We start from the raw sequence: 15,038 nt of genomic DNA on the forward strand, positions 1-15,038 counted from the left end.
CTATTGGGTTAGCGCGAAAACTGTTTTTTGTTTATCTATTGTGAATTTTTCATATGTTGAAATGTTGGCAATAATAACGTTGACCCAGCAATTATATGGCGATTTCTGTGCGTGCGTGGATATCAAATACCTTTTAATCATCGATGGCCAGAGTACCCTCCACATCTAGCCCCGAATCTCTCCTGGCAGCTTGATCACTGTTACCTTATCTCCGGCAGATAGCCCCTTTTCTTCTGGGGGTACAACTATCAAACAGTCGCTATCCTTGATCGTGACCGTTACGGAAGATTCATCAATGAGTGCCGGATAAGCAAACAGGCTGCCGTCATTAATTTCTAACCGAGCTCGCACAAATCTAGTAAAATTATTCACTCTTTTATAATCTGTGCCGAGTGTAGCGCTCCATTCCGGTAAAAAAGGCTTAGAAGAACTTTGCATCAGTGAAATCACAGGTCGTGCAAACAGTTGAAACCCAACGAAACAAGCCCCCGGATTTCCTGATAAAGCTAACAGCAGCTTACCCCCTCTAACCGCAGCAGTAGTTACGCTTCCCGGACGCATCGTCACTTTGTTGAACAACATATTACCACTTTGTTCGCGAACCAAGTCGCCCATGATATCATAATCGCCCACAGAAACGCCACCCGTTGTAATCACAAAATCATAAGTTTCCAGCGCCATCTGTACTTTACTTCTAGCCAGCTCCAGATCATCCACAATAGCGCCTAACATTACTGGAACCCCCCCTGTTTCTTTGACTAGAGCTTCTAGCATAGGGGAGTTACTATTGCGGATTTTGCCAGGCTCCAGCGGCTCATGCACTTCCAGCAGCTCTGTTCCTGTGGCAAAGATGGCTACCTTGGGACGACGATAGACTTTCACGGTATGTAATCCAAACGCTGCAAGAACAGCTATATCCCCCGCAGAGATTAACCTTCCTGTAGGCAATACAAGATCACCTTGGCTTAATTCGAAACCTTGAGGTGTGATATTGCTGTTTGCTTCTAGTTTTTTTCGAATACCAACGTAAGTCTTTCCTTCCTCTTCACGTCTCTCCGTGACCTCCAGCATCACCACAGCATCTGCCCCTACCGGTACTTGTGCACCCGTCATAATTCTTGCGGCTGTTCCCGGAGTTATATCTACCGCAGGCACTGCGCCACACGGAATATTATCCACAATTTCTAACCATACCACTTGTCCATTAACACAGTTATGGGTATCCCCCGCGATAATCGCATATCCATCCATACTCGAACGATTAAACGCAGGAAATGGGTGTGGAGCAATCACTTTTTCAGCCAAATAACGTCCACAACACTCATCCAGCGATACGTCTTCTGATTCTAGCGGATTGGCATATTTGATTATTTTGGCCTGAGCTTCTTTTACTTGCAGTGCTTCACGCTGAAATTTATTATCCTTCATAAAGACCTCCGCTCTGAATCGTCGATGTTTGCAGTAATAGGTATTATTTTAACATGAGACCTCTTGAAGTAAAATTATAAACACAAAAGGCCACCATCCATGTTTATGGGCAGCAGCCTTTTCTACAATATTTTTTCCGGTATAGTAATCCGTTACTTCTCTACTAGTCTAGGATGCTCTAATTACCTTTACATCCCCAGGGATTATTTTCTCCCCTTCATAAAGCATAAACCGTCCATGTTGCCACTCTACACGCAGTAGACGTGAATCATCTGATTGATATTGCCACACATGCTGCTCTCCACCGTTCATAAATGGAGTTTGACCTGCAACAGCAACAAAACCTTCATATTCTTCCTCCAGGAAAAATGTATAGCCATCGAGCTCAAGCGTTGCTGGAACCTCAGCAGGATTATCTAACCGCCCATCGATTGGTCTGTACAATCCATATTGCAGCTGTTCCCGCTCTTCTATATGAAGATAAGCTATCTGGCTTCCATCTCTAAGGGTCAGAACAACAGCATTACGGCCCCGATTATGTGTCCGGCCAGTAACTTCATAGGTGACAAGTGATACTTCACAAATGTCTCCGGGAGACAAATTAAGCATATTTTTTTGAACTTCCTGAGGCGCTGGCTTAGAGAAAAGGTTACCTATACGTTTCCACATACTCAACTTGATCGTTCCTCCTACATAAAGGCAGTAATAATTAAAGCACCCGTAATTTGCAGTGAACCTGATAGCAGGCCATATCCGATTTTACCAAGCTGTGTACCATGATCCAGATCCAGCTTCCCCCAATTTGCTAGTAGAAGTCGAACCGTTCTTTCTAAAATTAATAAAAGCAAAAATGATACCAACGAAATCAGCAACGCATCTAACAAACTATTAGAAGCCGCTATCGATGAAGATAAAATGAAGGCCTGAGCTAAAAGCTTCATTACAAACCGTGTAGTCACCGCCATATTTCCAGCCTTTAACTCTTCTATATCGTTATAACGAGTAAAAAGTGAATCTATATACATCAGTACAAACAGCAACACAGCGCCGCTCACCGTCCACACGACCATGGACACCAGAATATGGAGATCCATTCTATAGCCCCCGCTTAATCATTTTGCATGCCTTTCATAAGCATAGATAAAGCGAAGAAGAAACGAATTTCTGTCTCCCCTTCGCCTGTGAACACCAGCCGTGAACCGGCTAAAGATCAAATGTTATTGCTTCTCGTATTGTTTCATCAGAGCCGCCAGTTCATCTTCAACCGCTTGATCTTTGTTCAGCTTCTCGAATTCATCATCCAGAGATTTATTGCCTGAACTCATCTCATTGCTGGCTTCAGCCTGAGCTTCTGCTTGCAGCATTTTATCTTCCATACGTTTGAGTCCTGCAGACGCTGAATCGGAACTAAATCCGCTCATTGCTTTGTTGATCTCGGTTTGAGCTTTGGCAGCGTTATAACGTGCAACCAATGTCTCACGTTTGTTCTTCATTTGGGTAAGCTGTTTGCGCATCTCTTCAAGCTTGCCACGAAGGTTATCCGCAGAGGCTTTGTTCTGATCAAAGCTGGCTTTGTATTCTACCAGTTTAGCTTCAGCAGCATTTTTCTCTTCCAGAGCGCGGCGAGCAAGGTCAACATTACCCACTTGAGCTGCTGCATGAGCCTGTTGGGTACGTTTGTTAACAAGCGCTTCTTGTTCTTCATACAGCTGTTTGAATTTCTTCTCAATGGCGATTTGCGCCGCTACAGCTTTTTCTGCATCTTCTAAATCTTCGGTCATATCACGAATGTATTGATCTGTCATTTTAATCGGGTCTTCTGCTTTGTCAATAATCGCGTTCACATTAGACATGGTTAAATCGCGCAATCTTTTAAATATAGACATGGTTTCATTCCTCCAAAAGATAATTTAATTCCTCACATGCTATCTTTTACGTAGAATTGCCACTACCGTTTCATATTTGTTGCGCTAAATATTGATTTACTTTTAAATTCACAATTTCCACGACTTCCATAATACCTTCTTTCGTGAGATTGTCGTAATGAATCCCCATCACTACTGTGACCGTCTTGTTCAGCGCTTCAGCTACTCTGATCGCAATGGGCTCGCTTATCGTGTACTCTTTATGATGAGGAACCGCTGAAGTCAGTACTTTAACCTGCTCCCCCTCCAGATAAGCAGTACTCGTCGCACCAATATGCCGAACACCTCCACTAATTAAGAGCAAGAGATCACATCCGACAGCCGTCGCCTTCAGCTCAATATCCTCAGGATCAATCTGGTTAGTAGTCATTAGTATTCCCCTCACTACTTCACTTTATATAATGCCCCGTATTTCCTCTAGTGATTGAATATTTTCTTCAACCATAAATTGCTCAAGCTCTGCAACTAGCTGACTACCTGCACGCAAGTTCATGAAATTATAAGTTCCCACTTGGATAACTGCAGCACCTGCCATAATAAACTCGATGATATCCGTTGCTGAAGTGATGCCACCCATTCCGATCACGGGAATCGTTACGTTTTGTGCGACTTGATGCACCATACGCAGAGCGACAGGCTTAATCGCAGGTCCAGACAATCCAGCATATAAGTTATTGAATACACTGCTTCTACGGCGAACATCAATCTTCATTCCTGAGATAGTGTTGATGAGCGAGACAGCGTCTGCACCCTCCTCCTGACACATTTGTGCCATTTCAACGATATTTTCGGCTCCCGGCGACAGCTTTACAGCGAGGGGCAGTTTAGTTGCGCGTCTAACAGCCTGTACTACTTTTTGAGCTTCTGAAGTTTGGATCCCAAACGCAATGCCGCCCTCTTTAACATTTGGACAAGAAATATTCAATTCAATCATGTCTACTGCTGTCTTACCTGCACTCGCACGAGCATCTGCATCCCGCTGAATCATCTCAGCTCCAAGAACATAATCTTCAAGTGTGCCTCCACCCAGGTTGACCAAACGAGCGGTGTCGAGTGTTTCCCAATAAGGGCATTCTTTATCTAAAAATGCAGCTACACCCGGATTCTCGAGTCCCACACTATTCAGCATACCAGAAGCTGTCTCGTATACACGAGTGCCGGGATTCCCCGCTTTCGGATTGAGGGTTAACCCCTTGCCAGAGATTCCGCCCAGCAGAGACACATCATACAGCTTGCCATATTCACGGCCAAAACCAAACGTTCCAGAGGCCATTATAATTGGATTTTTAAAATGAACGCCAGCAATTGTTGTGTTCAACTTAGTCATGGAAAAGCACCTCCTCAGAAAGAAACACAGGTCCGTCTGCACAGGCCTTCTTTTGACCATCACGGCAGGATACACTGCAGACCAGACAGGCTCCAATCCCACAAGCCATTCGGTTCTCTAGAGAAAGGTATACTTTCGTTCTACTGCCTGCTTCTTCAGCAGCAATGCCTTTACGTTGAGCAGCTTTAAGCATAGGGTGTGGGCCGCAGACAAAGACATGATCATATTGGCTGAAATCCACACTATCCAAAATTAAACCGCCAACATCGACTACAAGCTCACTTGCAAGTGGGCGAAACGCTTCTGTCCGGTAAGCTTCACGGCTAAAGCCCAAAAAAATATCACTCCCCGGATGCTGCTTCGCACAATAATAAAGCGGTGCAATTCCGATCCCACCGCCGATGAGTGCAACCTTCCCTTCGACCTGTGGAAATCCATTTCCAAAAGGGCCCTCAAGCTCTACCGAATCACCTGAACCCAGTCGTGAGAATATCTCCGTACCTTCCCCAACTACGTGATACAGAAATTCAACACTATCCTCGTGTACTTCATGTATACTTAAGGGTCTGGATAGGATGGGGTAAGCTCCCCATGCCCGTAACATGTAGAATTGACCCATTGCTCCGCCACTATTCGTCTCTACCTTAAGGTGATACACACCATCTGTCAGCCGTTCGTTACTTAGAACCGTCCCCACGTTATCAAGCTCCTTCAAATTTTATCTTTATTAAGATTGCCTTAGAAGGAGCATAAAATCTGTGACAAACTTCACACCGAAAATGGTCTAGCCTCTTTTCCAAATCCCACGTTCATAAGGTTTAGGTACATCATGTACGCCACCAAGCGCTTCTTCAGCATGTAAAGCCCAATAAGGATTACTTAACATCCCACGGCCAATAGCTACAAGCTCCGCCCTTTTTTCTGCAATGATGGACTGTGCCTCAGAATAGGCTTCAAGCCGTCCTACCGCAATTACTGGCACTTGTAATCCACTGCGAATATATTCTGCCAGATCTGCTTGGTAGGCTGGGCCCGCATTAGGTCCACCATTAGAGCCAATGGGACCTTCACCACCTGAAGACACATGGAACATATCCACTCCAGCATCCTTATATCGGCGGCAAAACGCCAGGGCATAGTCAGCATCATATCCACCATCAACATATTCTTTCGCGGAAACCCTCATGATCAAGGGCATATCTACTGGCACTACTTCTCGGATTGCTGTAACTACTTGTACTCCAAAAAGTGCTGGATCTTGTCCATATTCATCCAATCTGATGTTGGTCAGAGGTGAATGAAACTGGTGAATTAAGTAGCCATGCGCACCATGAATCTCCACAGTATCAAATCCTGCCTCCACAGCTCTACGAGCGGCAGCACGAAAGGCTTCTATCATCTCAAGGATGCCTTCCTTAGAAAGCGCCTGTGGCTGCTTAGAACGAGCATCAAATGGAATTGCAGAAGGGGCAACCGGCGGTTCAGCATCGACTGCTTTACGTCCAGCATGACCTAGTTGAATGGCTATTTTTGCCCCATAGGCATGTACACTATCTGTGAGCTTACGATAAGCCTCTATATGTGTATCACTCCAAATCCCTGTATCCCGGTTCGTTATTCTACCGTCCGGATGGACTCCAGTCATCTCAACAATAATTAGACCAGTACCTCCAATAGCACGGCTTACATAATGAACAAAATGCCAATCATTGGGAATGCCATCCTCTTTATCCACCGAATACTGGCACATAGGCGGCATAACAATACGATTTTTCAGCGTTAAACCCTTCAATTCATAAGGTGCAAACAATTCTGACATCCTTGTCCCCATCCTTCCACCTGTCTATAATTGGCCCGGGAATATCCCGTTCTATTTAGTATACACGCATTAGGGTGTGCAAGAAATCTTTACCAGAGCCCTTGAAGAAACGGCATAAATTCATCCTTCAATGGAGATAACAATGAAGAATATGGTGATGATCAGGTAGTAAAGGAGGCATATGGGGATGTATGATCAACGGAGAGTCCAGAAACTGCTAGTAGTATTAGGATCAATCATTGTCCTGCTATTTCCAACCTCTTCAGCAGAGGTTGCTTCAGCCCCAGCTCAGAGTCAGAAATCCTCACAGGATCAAATTAAAAGCACGCAAACCACTGACGAAGACAAGGCGATATCTGCGGGAACTTCTACTACAAATAATTCAACGAGCAGCAACAATAAGAACACTAAGGGCTTGTCTCTGAGTCAGCTATTACACAAATATCCCGAGACCTTTAAGACCAGCGGTCCTCGGAATAAAGTCATCGCCTTAACTTTTGATGATGTGCCTGACCCAAGGTTTACACCCCAATTGCTAGATGTTCTTAAGAAATATCATGTCAAAGCTACCTTCTTCGTGGTGGGAAGCCGAGCTGAGAAACATCCCGCTCTAGTGAAGAGGATGATTAGAGAAGGACATGCTATTGGAAATCACTCTTATGATCATCCTCAGTTTGTGAAGCTAAAGATGCATGATTTCAGATCACAGATCATTGAGACCGAGAACATTATTCAAACCTTAGCCGGATATAAACCACGCTTGATTCGTCCACCCTATGGAGATATCTCTGAGCAACAGTTGAGATGGGCAAAAAATCATGGTTATAAGCTTGTAAATTGGAATGTGGATTCGTTGGACTGGAAGGGACTTTCCAAAACTCAAGTTAGAAATAACATCTTAGCTAATGCTGGAAAAGGAGCAATTATCCTTCAGCATGGTGGAGGTGGGCCGGGTAGTGATCTTCGCGGAACGATTCAGGCTTTACCTGAGGTTATCACGATTATGCGTAAACGTGGCTATTCCTTCGTTACCGTTCCTCAATTGCTGCAGGTCTCTAAAAATAAATAAACAAGAAACGGAGGCAGCCGCTAAGGACTCCCTCCGTTTCTTGTTTAACCTATTTAAAACCATTTCATATCTCTATATTTTTATCTAGCTATTTAACAATGTATAATTGTACATATTGATAACCAAAATCGGCTACAAAGCTTTGGCTGCCTGGGATAAAGATATCGATCCGGTTACCTTTAATGGCACTTCCCATATCGGTTGCAGTAGCCAGAAAAGCTTCTTTAGGCAATCCTGCGTGTGAATGTCCGGTAACCAATACTTTTGTTCCGAGAGGAATTACACTTGGATCAACTGCGATGGTTCCTAGCTTGAGTGGGTTCCCGAAATAATCAACGGCACCCCAGCCTCCATTCTCACTAGCCGCTGAGGAATAAGCAGAAGCCTTAACTTGTATCGATTTCTCGTAGTTAAAGGACTTGCCCCATGCTTCAACTGTTTTTGATTCTGGAGTAACATTCAGGCTTGGTGTAAGCACTGGAGTTTCTGTCGTAGCCACAGACTCTGCTTGCATTTTACTTGGGATCGTTATTTTAAGTCCATCGTAAATATTAAGAGCAGCAACGTTTGGATTAGCTTTCATTAAATCATTAACACCGACATTGTATTGCTGAGATAGAGTATAGAAAGTATTGCCTTCCTTTGCAATATGAACGCTGTCTGCAAAAGCAGGAGCGGTGTGCAGCAATGCACTAATTCCCATAACTGCAGCAAGGGTTTTAATGGTTCTGAACTTGTTCTTCATAAATGCCTCCTCTTTAGATGGGCGTAAGCGGTATGACTTCCGTATACGCTCGTGTACATTTCCTGTACTTATGTACATCTTGTGTGATGTCCTGATGTATTGTTGTCATTTGTAAAACTGACAGGACTTAATATATCACAATTTTGTAACCTATGCGTATGTAATTGTTACCATTCTGAAATAACATGTTTAATTATTGTCTTTTGTCCATTAAGAAGTTAACGTAATTTTGATTATGTTAACTAAAAAGCGACAATCACATCCTATTATATAAGATAATTAAATAATATTCTTTGAGATTTTACATAGATTTAACATTTCGTGCCTCATCCAATAGTAAAATGATAGAATATGATAAATAGATTTGAGATATAGACATCGAAGCATATTTGGAGGTCCCATGAATACAGAAGAGATTAAAAACAATCAGAGCAGTCCAGCCACTGCTTACCTCAATAGGGATTTGAGCTGGATCGAATTTAACCGCCGCGTACTCAAGGAGGCGCAGGACCCTGATAACCCTTTAATGGAACGTGCCAGATTTCTGGCGATCGTCTCGAGCAATCTGGATGAATTCATAAGCGTTCGTGTGGCGGGAATTCAGGATCAGATCCGGGCGGGCTATACTAAAAAAGATTTCACAGGCTACACCCCTTCCGGGCTGTATAAACGCCTCATCAAACGCGTAACCAAAATCATTGCCGATCAATACCGGACGTTCCGTGATATTTCGCGGAGTTTGCATAAAGAAGGCATCGTATTCGTGGATTATGAGGATCTTACCCATGCCCAAGAGCAGTCCATAGAACAGTATTACCGGGATATCATCTATCCTGTACTTACGCCAATGGCTGTTGATCAGAGCCGGCCGTTTCCACTCGTGCACAGCCAGTTTATCTACCTAGCTGTTGTTCTTACTCGTAAGAATGGTCTTGAAGAGGAGCCTTATTTTGCTATCCTGCAAATTCCTTCGAATCTGCCAAGATGTATCCCTCTTCCCCACCGCTCTAATAGTAAGAAAAGACAATTTGTATTTATTGAAGATGTGATTCGCCATCACATTCAAACCTTATTCAGCGGTTACGAACCTGTTGCGGTTAGTGAGTTTCGTTTGACTCGTAACTCAGATCTTACGATCGATGAGGAAGGTGCAGAGGATCTGCTGGAAGAGATCGAAAAAGAGCTGCGCAAGCGTCGTCGCGGGGTGCCAGCCCGTTTGGAAGTACAAAAAGGTATCCATCCCTATGCTCTTGAGCAGCTGCAAGCGGAATTTGAGCTGGAGGACTTCGTATTTGAAATTGAAGGTCCGCTTGATCTAGGCTTTCTTCGTAATTTTGCCGGAAGCTTAAAAGGTTTTGGTTACATGAACTATCCACCTATTGAGCCGGTTTATCCTGCTGAATTTCAAGAAAATGAGGATTTCTTCGAGGTGCTGCGTGAACGGGATGTATTAGTCTACCACCCTTACGAGTCTTTTGATGCAATGACAGACTTTATCATTCAAGCTTCAGAGGATGAGCAAGTGATGGCGATTAAAATGACCTTATACCGTGTCAGTGGAAATTCTCCACTTATTACTGCACTAGCCAATGCTGCGGAGTCTGGTAAGCAAGTTACAGTGGTTGTAGAGTTAAAAGCTCGATTTGATGAGGAACGGAACATCGCTTGGGCACGCCAGCTTGAAAAATCAGGCTGTCATGTCGTTTATGGTCTGATCGGACTCAAAACGCATGCCAAAGTGACCTTGATTGTCCGCCAGGAAGGCCCTGAACTGCGCCGTTACGTGCATGTAGGCACAGGAAACTATAATGACAGTACAGCCAAGGCCTACACAGATCTCAGTCTATTCACCGCCCAAAGCGATATCGGACTGGACGCTTCTGAGCTGTTTAATCAAATGACTGGATATTCGGCTAATTTTGACTGGCATTCCTTCATTGTTGCGCCGACGAATATGAGCTTATCCCTGCAAAAGCTAATGATGCGTGAAGCTGAACATGCACGGGCAGACAGACCCGCTCGCATAATCGCCAAGATGAACTCGCTCTCTAATCAGCAAGTAATAGACGATTTATATAGCGCAGCCCAAGCCGGTGTCTCCATTGACTTAATCGTGCGAGGGGTTTGCTGCCTACGTCCGGGAATAGAGGGCTTAAGCGAAAACATTACCGTACGCAGTATTGTAGACCGTTTTCTGGAGCACTCCCGGATCTATTATTTCGAAAATGGCGGCAAACCTGAGGTGTATTTATCCAGTGCCGACTGGATGACTAGAAACCTAACCCGCCGGATTGAGCTGATGTGTCCTGTCAGAGACAGCGGCATCCGTAAACAGATCGTCAAAATTCTAGAGTTGTCTCTAAAAGATAATGTTAAAGCCAGCTTCTTGCAGGCTAATGGATATTACGAACAACCAGACGACAAAAAGGCCCCTTTCCGGAGCCAGTTTGCTGCGATGGATGTTACACGTTGGAAGGGAAGCCGAGTTTTACCTTCACCGCCCAAGCATTCTTAAATGCTTTTATCGCGTTCTCAATGTCCTCTAGGCCAATTAGCAGTGACGATGCGCCCTCTAAGTCCAGATGAAGCGTATTGCCGTGCAGATTGGCCTTCAGGCCGCTTACAATTCCAATCTCCGTGCTGTCCAGCGCAATGCTAAGCTGGACAAGCGATCCGAGCTTATGAATCCACTCTTCGTCGGATGGCAGCAAAATGTCCTTATGTTGTTGGGACAATTTCTGCTTCCGGCTTTTTGTGCTGTATGAGGCAATCATAGCGCAAAGAATAAGCTGACGGTGGGTAAGTCCACGAATCGGTGAATTCATCAACCAATACAAAGTATGTCTTTTAGATTGGTAATAGTTAATATTCGTTCCCGTACGATGCAGCATGATGGACACGTAAATTAACATCTCGTGCTCTGCTCTATTCGATTCATCTTTAAATGCGTCAAACAGGCTGAGTGCTAGCTTGTTGATATGATCTAAATACCGTTTAGAAGTATGAATATCAAAGCGAATGATCGTGTTTAAGCTATATTCCAATGCACTATCACGCACTGGCTGCTCCGGCTCCAGCAGATCATGCAGCAAGCCTTCTCTGAGCCCTTCCCCGCTGATTACCGCCTCACTCGCCCCAATATACTGATACACCGTATGGAAAATAATCAACCCGGATACAATGATATCCGCCCGACTCTTAGATAATCCATCTAAATCCTTACGTTTTTCGTAAGGCATTGAAGGTAGGGTGTTCATAAAGTGCTCGATCGTCTCACTGGTCATCGTATAGCCATGGGAGTTAGGCAATGAGTATGCTCGTGACTTCTGATCCAGCTTCCCTAAGGAACGAACCGTCCCTCCTAAACCGAATAAAGGAAGTCCAGCTTTGGCATTTAGCCAATCATGCTCAACCAGTCTGCCCAGGACAAAGGTCTGCAGCTTGTGAATCTGCTCATCGCTCCAATTCCCACCTTGACCGAACATTAGGTTGGTATTTACTGCCCCGAACGGGAAAGAAATGCTGTGTTGATAACGCCGCTCACAAAAAAGAGTGATTTCAGTACTCCCGCCACCAATATCAATGACATAACCATCCTCTACATTAAAGGCATTAATAACACCCAAGAAGCCATAATATGCCTCCTGGTGGCCACTGATCACCTCAATCGGAATGGAAGAGGATTGTGACAAAAAGCTTATTATTTCACTTGAGTTAGCCGCATTACGAATGGCTGCCGTTGCACCCGCACGAATGGTTTCCACTGCAAAAGCATTGCAGATTTCCTTAAACTGCCGCAAGACCGGAACAATCGTTTCCATGTCCTTTTGTTCCAGTCTATTCTCCTTCGTAATCTTCTCACTAAGGCGAGCGGAGTACTTACACTCCTTGATGATCTTATAGCCTCCTTCGCGCGTTGTATCATAAATTACAAGACGAATGGAGTTCGAACCAATATCAATAATGCCTATCCGGCGTAGATCATCTCTCATTATGTATGTACTCCTTTTCCTGTTGATTGACTGACCATCTATTATACATGGTTTACATAAATAAATGAACTCAGCCCCCAGCGATATATTCCCACATTACCCTCAGGACCCTATAACAAAACGGCCACCGGATACTTGTCCAGGGCCGTTTTGACGAATTCTTTATAATACTTTACTTAAAAAATCCTTAGTCCGAGCATGTGTAGGATTACCAAATACTTGTTCAGGAGTACCCTGTTCAACGATGAACCCGCCATCCATAAACAGTATGCGGTCACCCACTTCACGGGCAAAGCCCATCTCATGTGTAACAATAACCATTGTCATTCCGTCTTCGGCAAGCTTTTTCATAACCTCAAGTACCTCTCCTACCATTTCCGGATCAAGCGCTGAGGTAGGCTCATCAAAAAGCATCACATGCGGCTGCATGGCTAATGCACGAGCAATCGCGATCCGCTGCTTTTGTCCACCGGACAATTGAGCTGGATAAACATCCTTTTTATCTTCAAGGCCTACAGTCTTGAGGAGCTCCATTGCGAATTTATCGGCCACAGCCTGCTGCTGTTTTCTTACTTTAATCGGTGCGAGCGTAATGTTTTGCAGAACGGTTTTGTGCGGAAAAAGGTTGAACTGCTGAAAAACCATCCCCATCTTCTCACGCGTTGCATTGATATCATGCTTCTTTGAGGTGATCGATTCCCCTTCAAAAGTGATCTCGCCACCTGTAGGCTGCTCCAATAAATTCAAGCAGCGCAGAAAGGTACTTTTTCCCGAACCACTGGGCCCGATTACAACGACAACCTCACCCTTTTTAATCTCCAAATCGATTCCTTTGAGAATCTCCAGCTTTCCGTAATGCTTCTGCAGGTTCTTAACGGCGATCATCGGTATTCAGCCTCCTTTCGAGTCTACCTAGGATCTTGGAAAGCGTAAATGTTAGAACAAAATACATAAATGCAGCAATCACGAGTGGTGTCATGCCATCATACGAAATCGTTGTAACTGTACGAGCTTGAAACATCAAATCCGTTACTCCGATAAATGAAATAATCGATGATTCCTTGATAATGGTAATGAACTCATTACCGATTGCCGGAAGAACACTTTTAAGTGCCTGAGGAAGTACAATATGACGCATGGTCATCCCTTGTTTCATTCCAAGTGAACGTGCGGCCTCCGTTTGTCCACGATCGACACCCTGAATCCCGGCACGAAAAATTTCTGCCAGATAAGCAGAACTGTTAATGGAGAGTGTAATCGCCCCGGACTGAATCGGAGTAAACTCAATCCCAAATGTCGCCAGCCCGTAATGGATGAGAAACAATTGCACAAGCATTGGAGTGCCCCGCAAAAATTCAACCCAAGCTGTGGCTAAGAAACGTAACACTCTCCATTTTGACATCCGTAGTAGAGAGACGATAATCCCAAGAATGAAGCCAAATAATACACCAAGAACAGCAAGTAGCAAGGTATATTGTAGTCCAGTCAAGAAAAGATCACGATAATCATAAGCCATTCTAAATAAAGTAATATCCAATATCTTATCCTCCTATCTCCAAAAAAATAGAAAATAGCAAAGTTCCGCTATTTTCTGTAATACACATACATTTTACTTCAGCAGACCTAAAGAGCAATATACATTCCATTCCTTACTTCGTGCTTTCAGCAAGCTCGCTGGCAGCCGCTACATATTCATCAATCTTACCTTCTGATTCTAGACGTTTAAGTGTAGCATTTACTTTATCCAGAAGCTCTGTATTGCCTTTTTTAATCCCAATTGCGTATCCATCATCTTCTACTTCAGGCTTAGCATCGGTAATTACAAGACCCGCTAAATTCTTAACAAAAGATTTGGCTACAGGTCCTTCAATAATTGCTGTATCGATACGGTTAGATTGCAATTGCAGAACGATCTCGGAGATTTTACCAAGAGAAGTGATCTTTGCGCCTTCAATCTCTTTGGCGATTTCTTCTTGAATAGAGCCTGTCTGTACACCAATTTTGGTACCCTTCACCGCGTCCATAGTAGCGTATTTATCTTTATCTGCTTCGCGTACTACAATAGCTTGTTCTGCTTTGTAATAAATATCTGAAAGTTCAACCGCTTTTTTGCGTTCTTCAGTCGGGCTAAGACCGGAAATCACCATATCTACGCGTCCACTGGACAATTCGTTAAGCAGTGAATCAAAAGGCAGATCCTTAACTTCAAGCTCAGCGCCCATGTCGGCAGCAATTTCCTTAGCGATGTCGATATCAAAACCTACGATGGTATCTTTTCCGTCCACTACTTTATGGAATTCGTACGGAGGAAAATCTGCACTTGTTCCCATAATCAGCTTTTTAGTAACTGCACCGGAATTTGCATTACCACTAGCAGCGGTATCATTATCATTTTTATTTTGACCGCAGCCTGAAAGCAGACCTACCGCTAATACCATTCCTAAACTAAGTTTACCCCATTTGTTCATTTCTATATCTCCCCTATTCATATGAAAAAATCTAAGTTGACCCAATGACTGACTTATTATAAATCAGAACGCATGAATATGCAAAGGCATAATTGTGACAATAACTTCCTTTTAATGGATTTCTATGAGGGGAATTCTATAATACGCAGCTAAAAAATCACTTTTATTCACGTTGAAGCTAAATTTATACATTTTTACTATCCCCTATACTGGCTAAATCATTCGACTGTTTATTCCTAATTTCATAAAAAAAGGACTGCTCCCA

The 15,038-nt window shown here is 43.8% G+C and carries 15 protein-coding genes; 2 read left to right on the forward strand and 13 right to left on the reverse strand.

The annotated features are described in order from the left end of the window. Positions 1-165: 165 nt before the first annotated feature. The 8 genes from glp to MHH46_RS17350 form a co-directional block, all read right to left on the reverse strand. A complete protein-coding gene (gene glp / locus MHH46_RS17315; RefSeq protein WP_076190207.1) occupies positions 166-1,428 on the reverse strand; it encodes a gephyrin-like molybdotransferase Glp in 1,263 nt (420 codons plus the stop codon). A 168-nt stretch (positions 1,429-1,596) separates the two neighbouring features. Then, on the reverse strand, positions 1,597-2,103 hold the full coding sequence (locus MHH46_RS17320; RefSeq protein ID WP_076190206.1) for a DUF4178 domain-containing protein: 507 nt from the start codon (positions 2,101-2,103) through the stop codon (positions 1,597-1,599). A 14-nt stretch (positions 2,104-2,117) separates the two neighbouring features. Beyond that, on the reverse strand, positions 2,118-2,522 hold the full coding sequence (locus MHH46_RS17325) for a DUF350 domain-containing protein (protein WP_036687618.1): 405 nt from the start codon (positions 2,520-2,522) through the stop codon (positions 2,118-2,120). 123 nt (positions 2,523-2,645) lie between these two features. Continuing rightward, positions 2,646-3,314 (reverse strand): PspA/IM30 family protein, encoded by a 669-nt coding sequence (locus MHH46_RS17330; protein ID WP_076190205.1) that lies wholly within the window; start codon positions 3,312-3,314, stop codon positions 2,646-2,648. 70 nt (positions 3,315-3,384) lie between these two features. Beyond that, positions 3,385-3,723 carry a hypothetical protein gene (locus MHH46_RS17335; RefSeq protein ID WP_076190204.1) on the reverse strand — a complete coding sequence of 113 codons (339 nt, stop codon included), beginning with the start codon at positions 3,721-3,723 and terminating at the stop codon, positions 3,385-3,387. 24 nt (positions 3,724-3,747) lie between these two features. After that, a complete protein-coding gene (locus MHH46_RS17340; protein WP_076098788.1) occupies positions 3,748-4,680 on the reverse strand; it encodes a dihydroorotate dehydrogenase in 933 nt (310 codons plus the stop codon). Further along, a complete protein-coding gene (locus tag MHH46_RS17345; RefSeq protein ID WP_076190203.1) occupies positions 4,673-5,377 on the reverse strand; it encodes a dihydroorotate dehydrogenase electron transfer subunit in 705 nt (234 codons plus the stop codon). The genes MHH46_RS17340 and MHH46_RS17345 overlap by 8 nt, the downstream gene beginning before the upstream one ends. Positions 5,378-5,464: 87 nt before the next feature. After that, complete coding sequence (locus MHH46_RS17350; RefSeq protein WP_076190202.1) at positions 5,465-6,499, reverse strand: NADH:flavin oxidoreductase/NADH oxidase; 1,035 nt, start codon at positions 6,497-6,499, stop codon at positions 5,465-5,467. Between the two features lie 187 nt (positions 6,500-6,686). On the opposite strand from MHH46_RS17350, the gene MHH46_RS17355 reads away from it, so the two are divergent. After that, positions 6,687-7,568, forward strand: coding sequence for a polysaccharide deacetylase family protein (locus tag MHH46_RS17355; protein WP_076184412.1), 882 nt, complete (start codon positions 6,687-6,689; stop codon positions 7,566-7,568). A gap of 88 nt (positions 7,569-7,656) precedes the next feature. On the opposite strand, the gene MHH46_RS17360 is transcribed toward MHH46_RS17355, so the two are convergent. Beyond that, positions 7,657-8,313, reverse strand: a complete 657-nt coding sequence (locus MHH46_RS17360; RefSeq protein WP_076130047.1) for a 3D domain-containing protein — start codon at positions 8,311-8,313, stop codon at positions 7,657-7,659. A 400-nt stretch (positions 8,314-8,713) separates the two neighbouring features. Here MHH46_RS17360 and ppk1 point away from each other — a divergent pair, with 400 nt between their 5' ends. Then, positions 8,714-10,828, forward strand: coding sequence for a polyphosphate kinase 1 (gene ppk1, locus MHH46_RS17365; protein ID WP_076190201.1), 2,115 nt, complete (start codon positions 8,714-8,716; stop codon positions 10,826-10,828). On the opposite strand, the gene MHH46_RS17370 is transcribed toward ppk1, so the two are convergent. The 4 genes from MHH46_RS17370 to MHH46_RS17385 form a co-directional block, all read right to left on the reverse strand. Next, complete coding sequence (locus MHH46_RS17370; protein ID WP_076190200.1) at positions 10,776-12,305, reverse strand: Ppx/GppA phosphatase family protein; 1,530 nt, start codon at positions 12,303-12,305, stop codon at positions 10,776-10,778. The two genes, ppk1 and MHH46_RS17370, sit on opposite strands and share 53 nt — an antisense overlap. Before the next feature lie 162 nt (positions 12,306-12,467). Further along, positions 12,468-13,190, reverse strand: coding sequence for an amino acid ABC transporter ATP-binding protein (locus MHH46_RS17375; RefSeq protein ID WP_076130044.1), 723 nt, complete (start codon positions 13,188-13,190; stop codon positions 12,468-12,470). Beyond that, positions 13,177-13,842, reverse strand: a complete 666-nt coding sequence (locus tag MHH46_RS17380; RefSeq protein WP_232061382.1) for an amino acid ABC transporter permease — start codon at positions 13,840-13,842, stop codon at positions 13,177-13,179. Before MHH46_RS17380 ends, MHH46_RS17375 begins: the two co-directional genes overlap by 14 nt. A 112-nt stretch (positions 13,843-13,954) precedes the next feature. Beyond that, positions 13,955-14,773 (reverse strand): transporter substrate-binding domain-containing protein, encoded by an 819-nt coding sequence (locus MHH46_RS17385; RefSeq protein ID WP_036687634.1) that lies wholly within the window; start codon positions 14,771-14,773, stop codon positions 13,955-13,957. Between the last annotated feature and the right edge of the window lie 265 nt (positions 14,774-15,038).

Origin of the sequence: Paenibacillus sp. FSL H8-0175, from assembly GCF_045040615.1 — a bacterium.
GTDB classification, from domain to species: Bacteria; Bacillota; Bacilli; order Paenibacillales; family Paenibacillaceae; genus Paenibacillus_AQ; species Paenibacillus_AQ odorifer.

Excerpts from the sequence above, each read along its gene's own strand:
- glp (WP_076190207.1), bottom strand. The coding sequence starts at position 1,428 with ATGAAGGATAATAAATTTCAGCGTGAAGCACTGCAAGTAAAAGAAGCT.
- MHH46_RS17325 (WP_036687618.1), bottom strand. The coding sequence starts at position 2,522 with ATGGATCTCCATATTCTGGTGTCCATGGTCGTGTGGACGGTGAGCGGC.
- MHH46_RS17330 (WP_076190205.1), bottom strand. The coding sequence starts at position 3,314 with ATGTCTATATTTAAAAGATTGCGCGATTTAACCATGTCTAATGTGAAC.
- MHH46_RS17335 (WP_076190204.1), bottom strand. The coding sequence starts at position 3,723 with ATGACTACTAACCAGATTGATCCTGAGGATATTGAGCTGAAGGCGACG.
- MHH46_RS17340 (WP_076098788.1), bottom strand. The coding sequence starts at position 4,680 with ATGACTAAGTTGAACACAACAATTGCTGGCGTTCATTTTAAAAATCCA.
- MHH46_RS17350 (WP_076190202.1), bottom strand. The coding sequence starts at position 6,499 with ATGTCAGAATTGTTTGCACCTTATGAATTGAAGGGTTTAACGCTGAAA.
- MHH46_RS17355 (WP_076184412.1), top strand. The coding sequence starts at position 6,687 with ATGTATGATCAACGGAGAGTCCAGAAACTGCTAGTAGTATTAGGATCA.
- MHH46_RS17360 (WP_076130047.1), bottom strand. The coding sequence starts at position 8,313 with ATGAAGAACAAGTTCAGAACCATTAAAACCCTTGCTGCAGTTATGGGA.
- ppk1 (WP_076190201.1), top strand. The coding sequence starts at position 8,714 with ATGAATACAGAAGAGATTAAAAACAATCAGAGCAGTCCAGCCACTGCT.
- MHH46_RS17370 (WP_076190200.1), bottom strand. The coding sequence starts at position 12,305 with ATGAGAGATGATCTACGCCGGATAGGCATTATTGATATTGGTTCGAAC.
- MHH46_RS17375 (WP_076130044.1), bottom strand. The coding sequence starts at position 13,190 with ATGATCGCCGTTAAGAACCTGCAGAAGCATTACGGAAAGCTGGAGATT.
- MHH46_RS17385 (WP_036687634.1), bottom strand. The coding sequence starts at position 14,773 with ATGAACAAATGGGGTAAACTTAGTTTAGGAATGGTATTAGCGGTAGGT.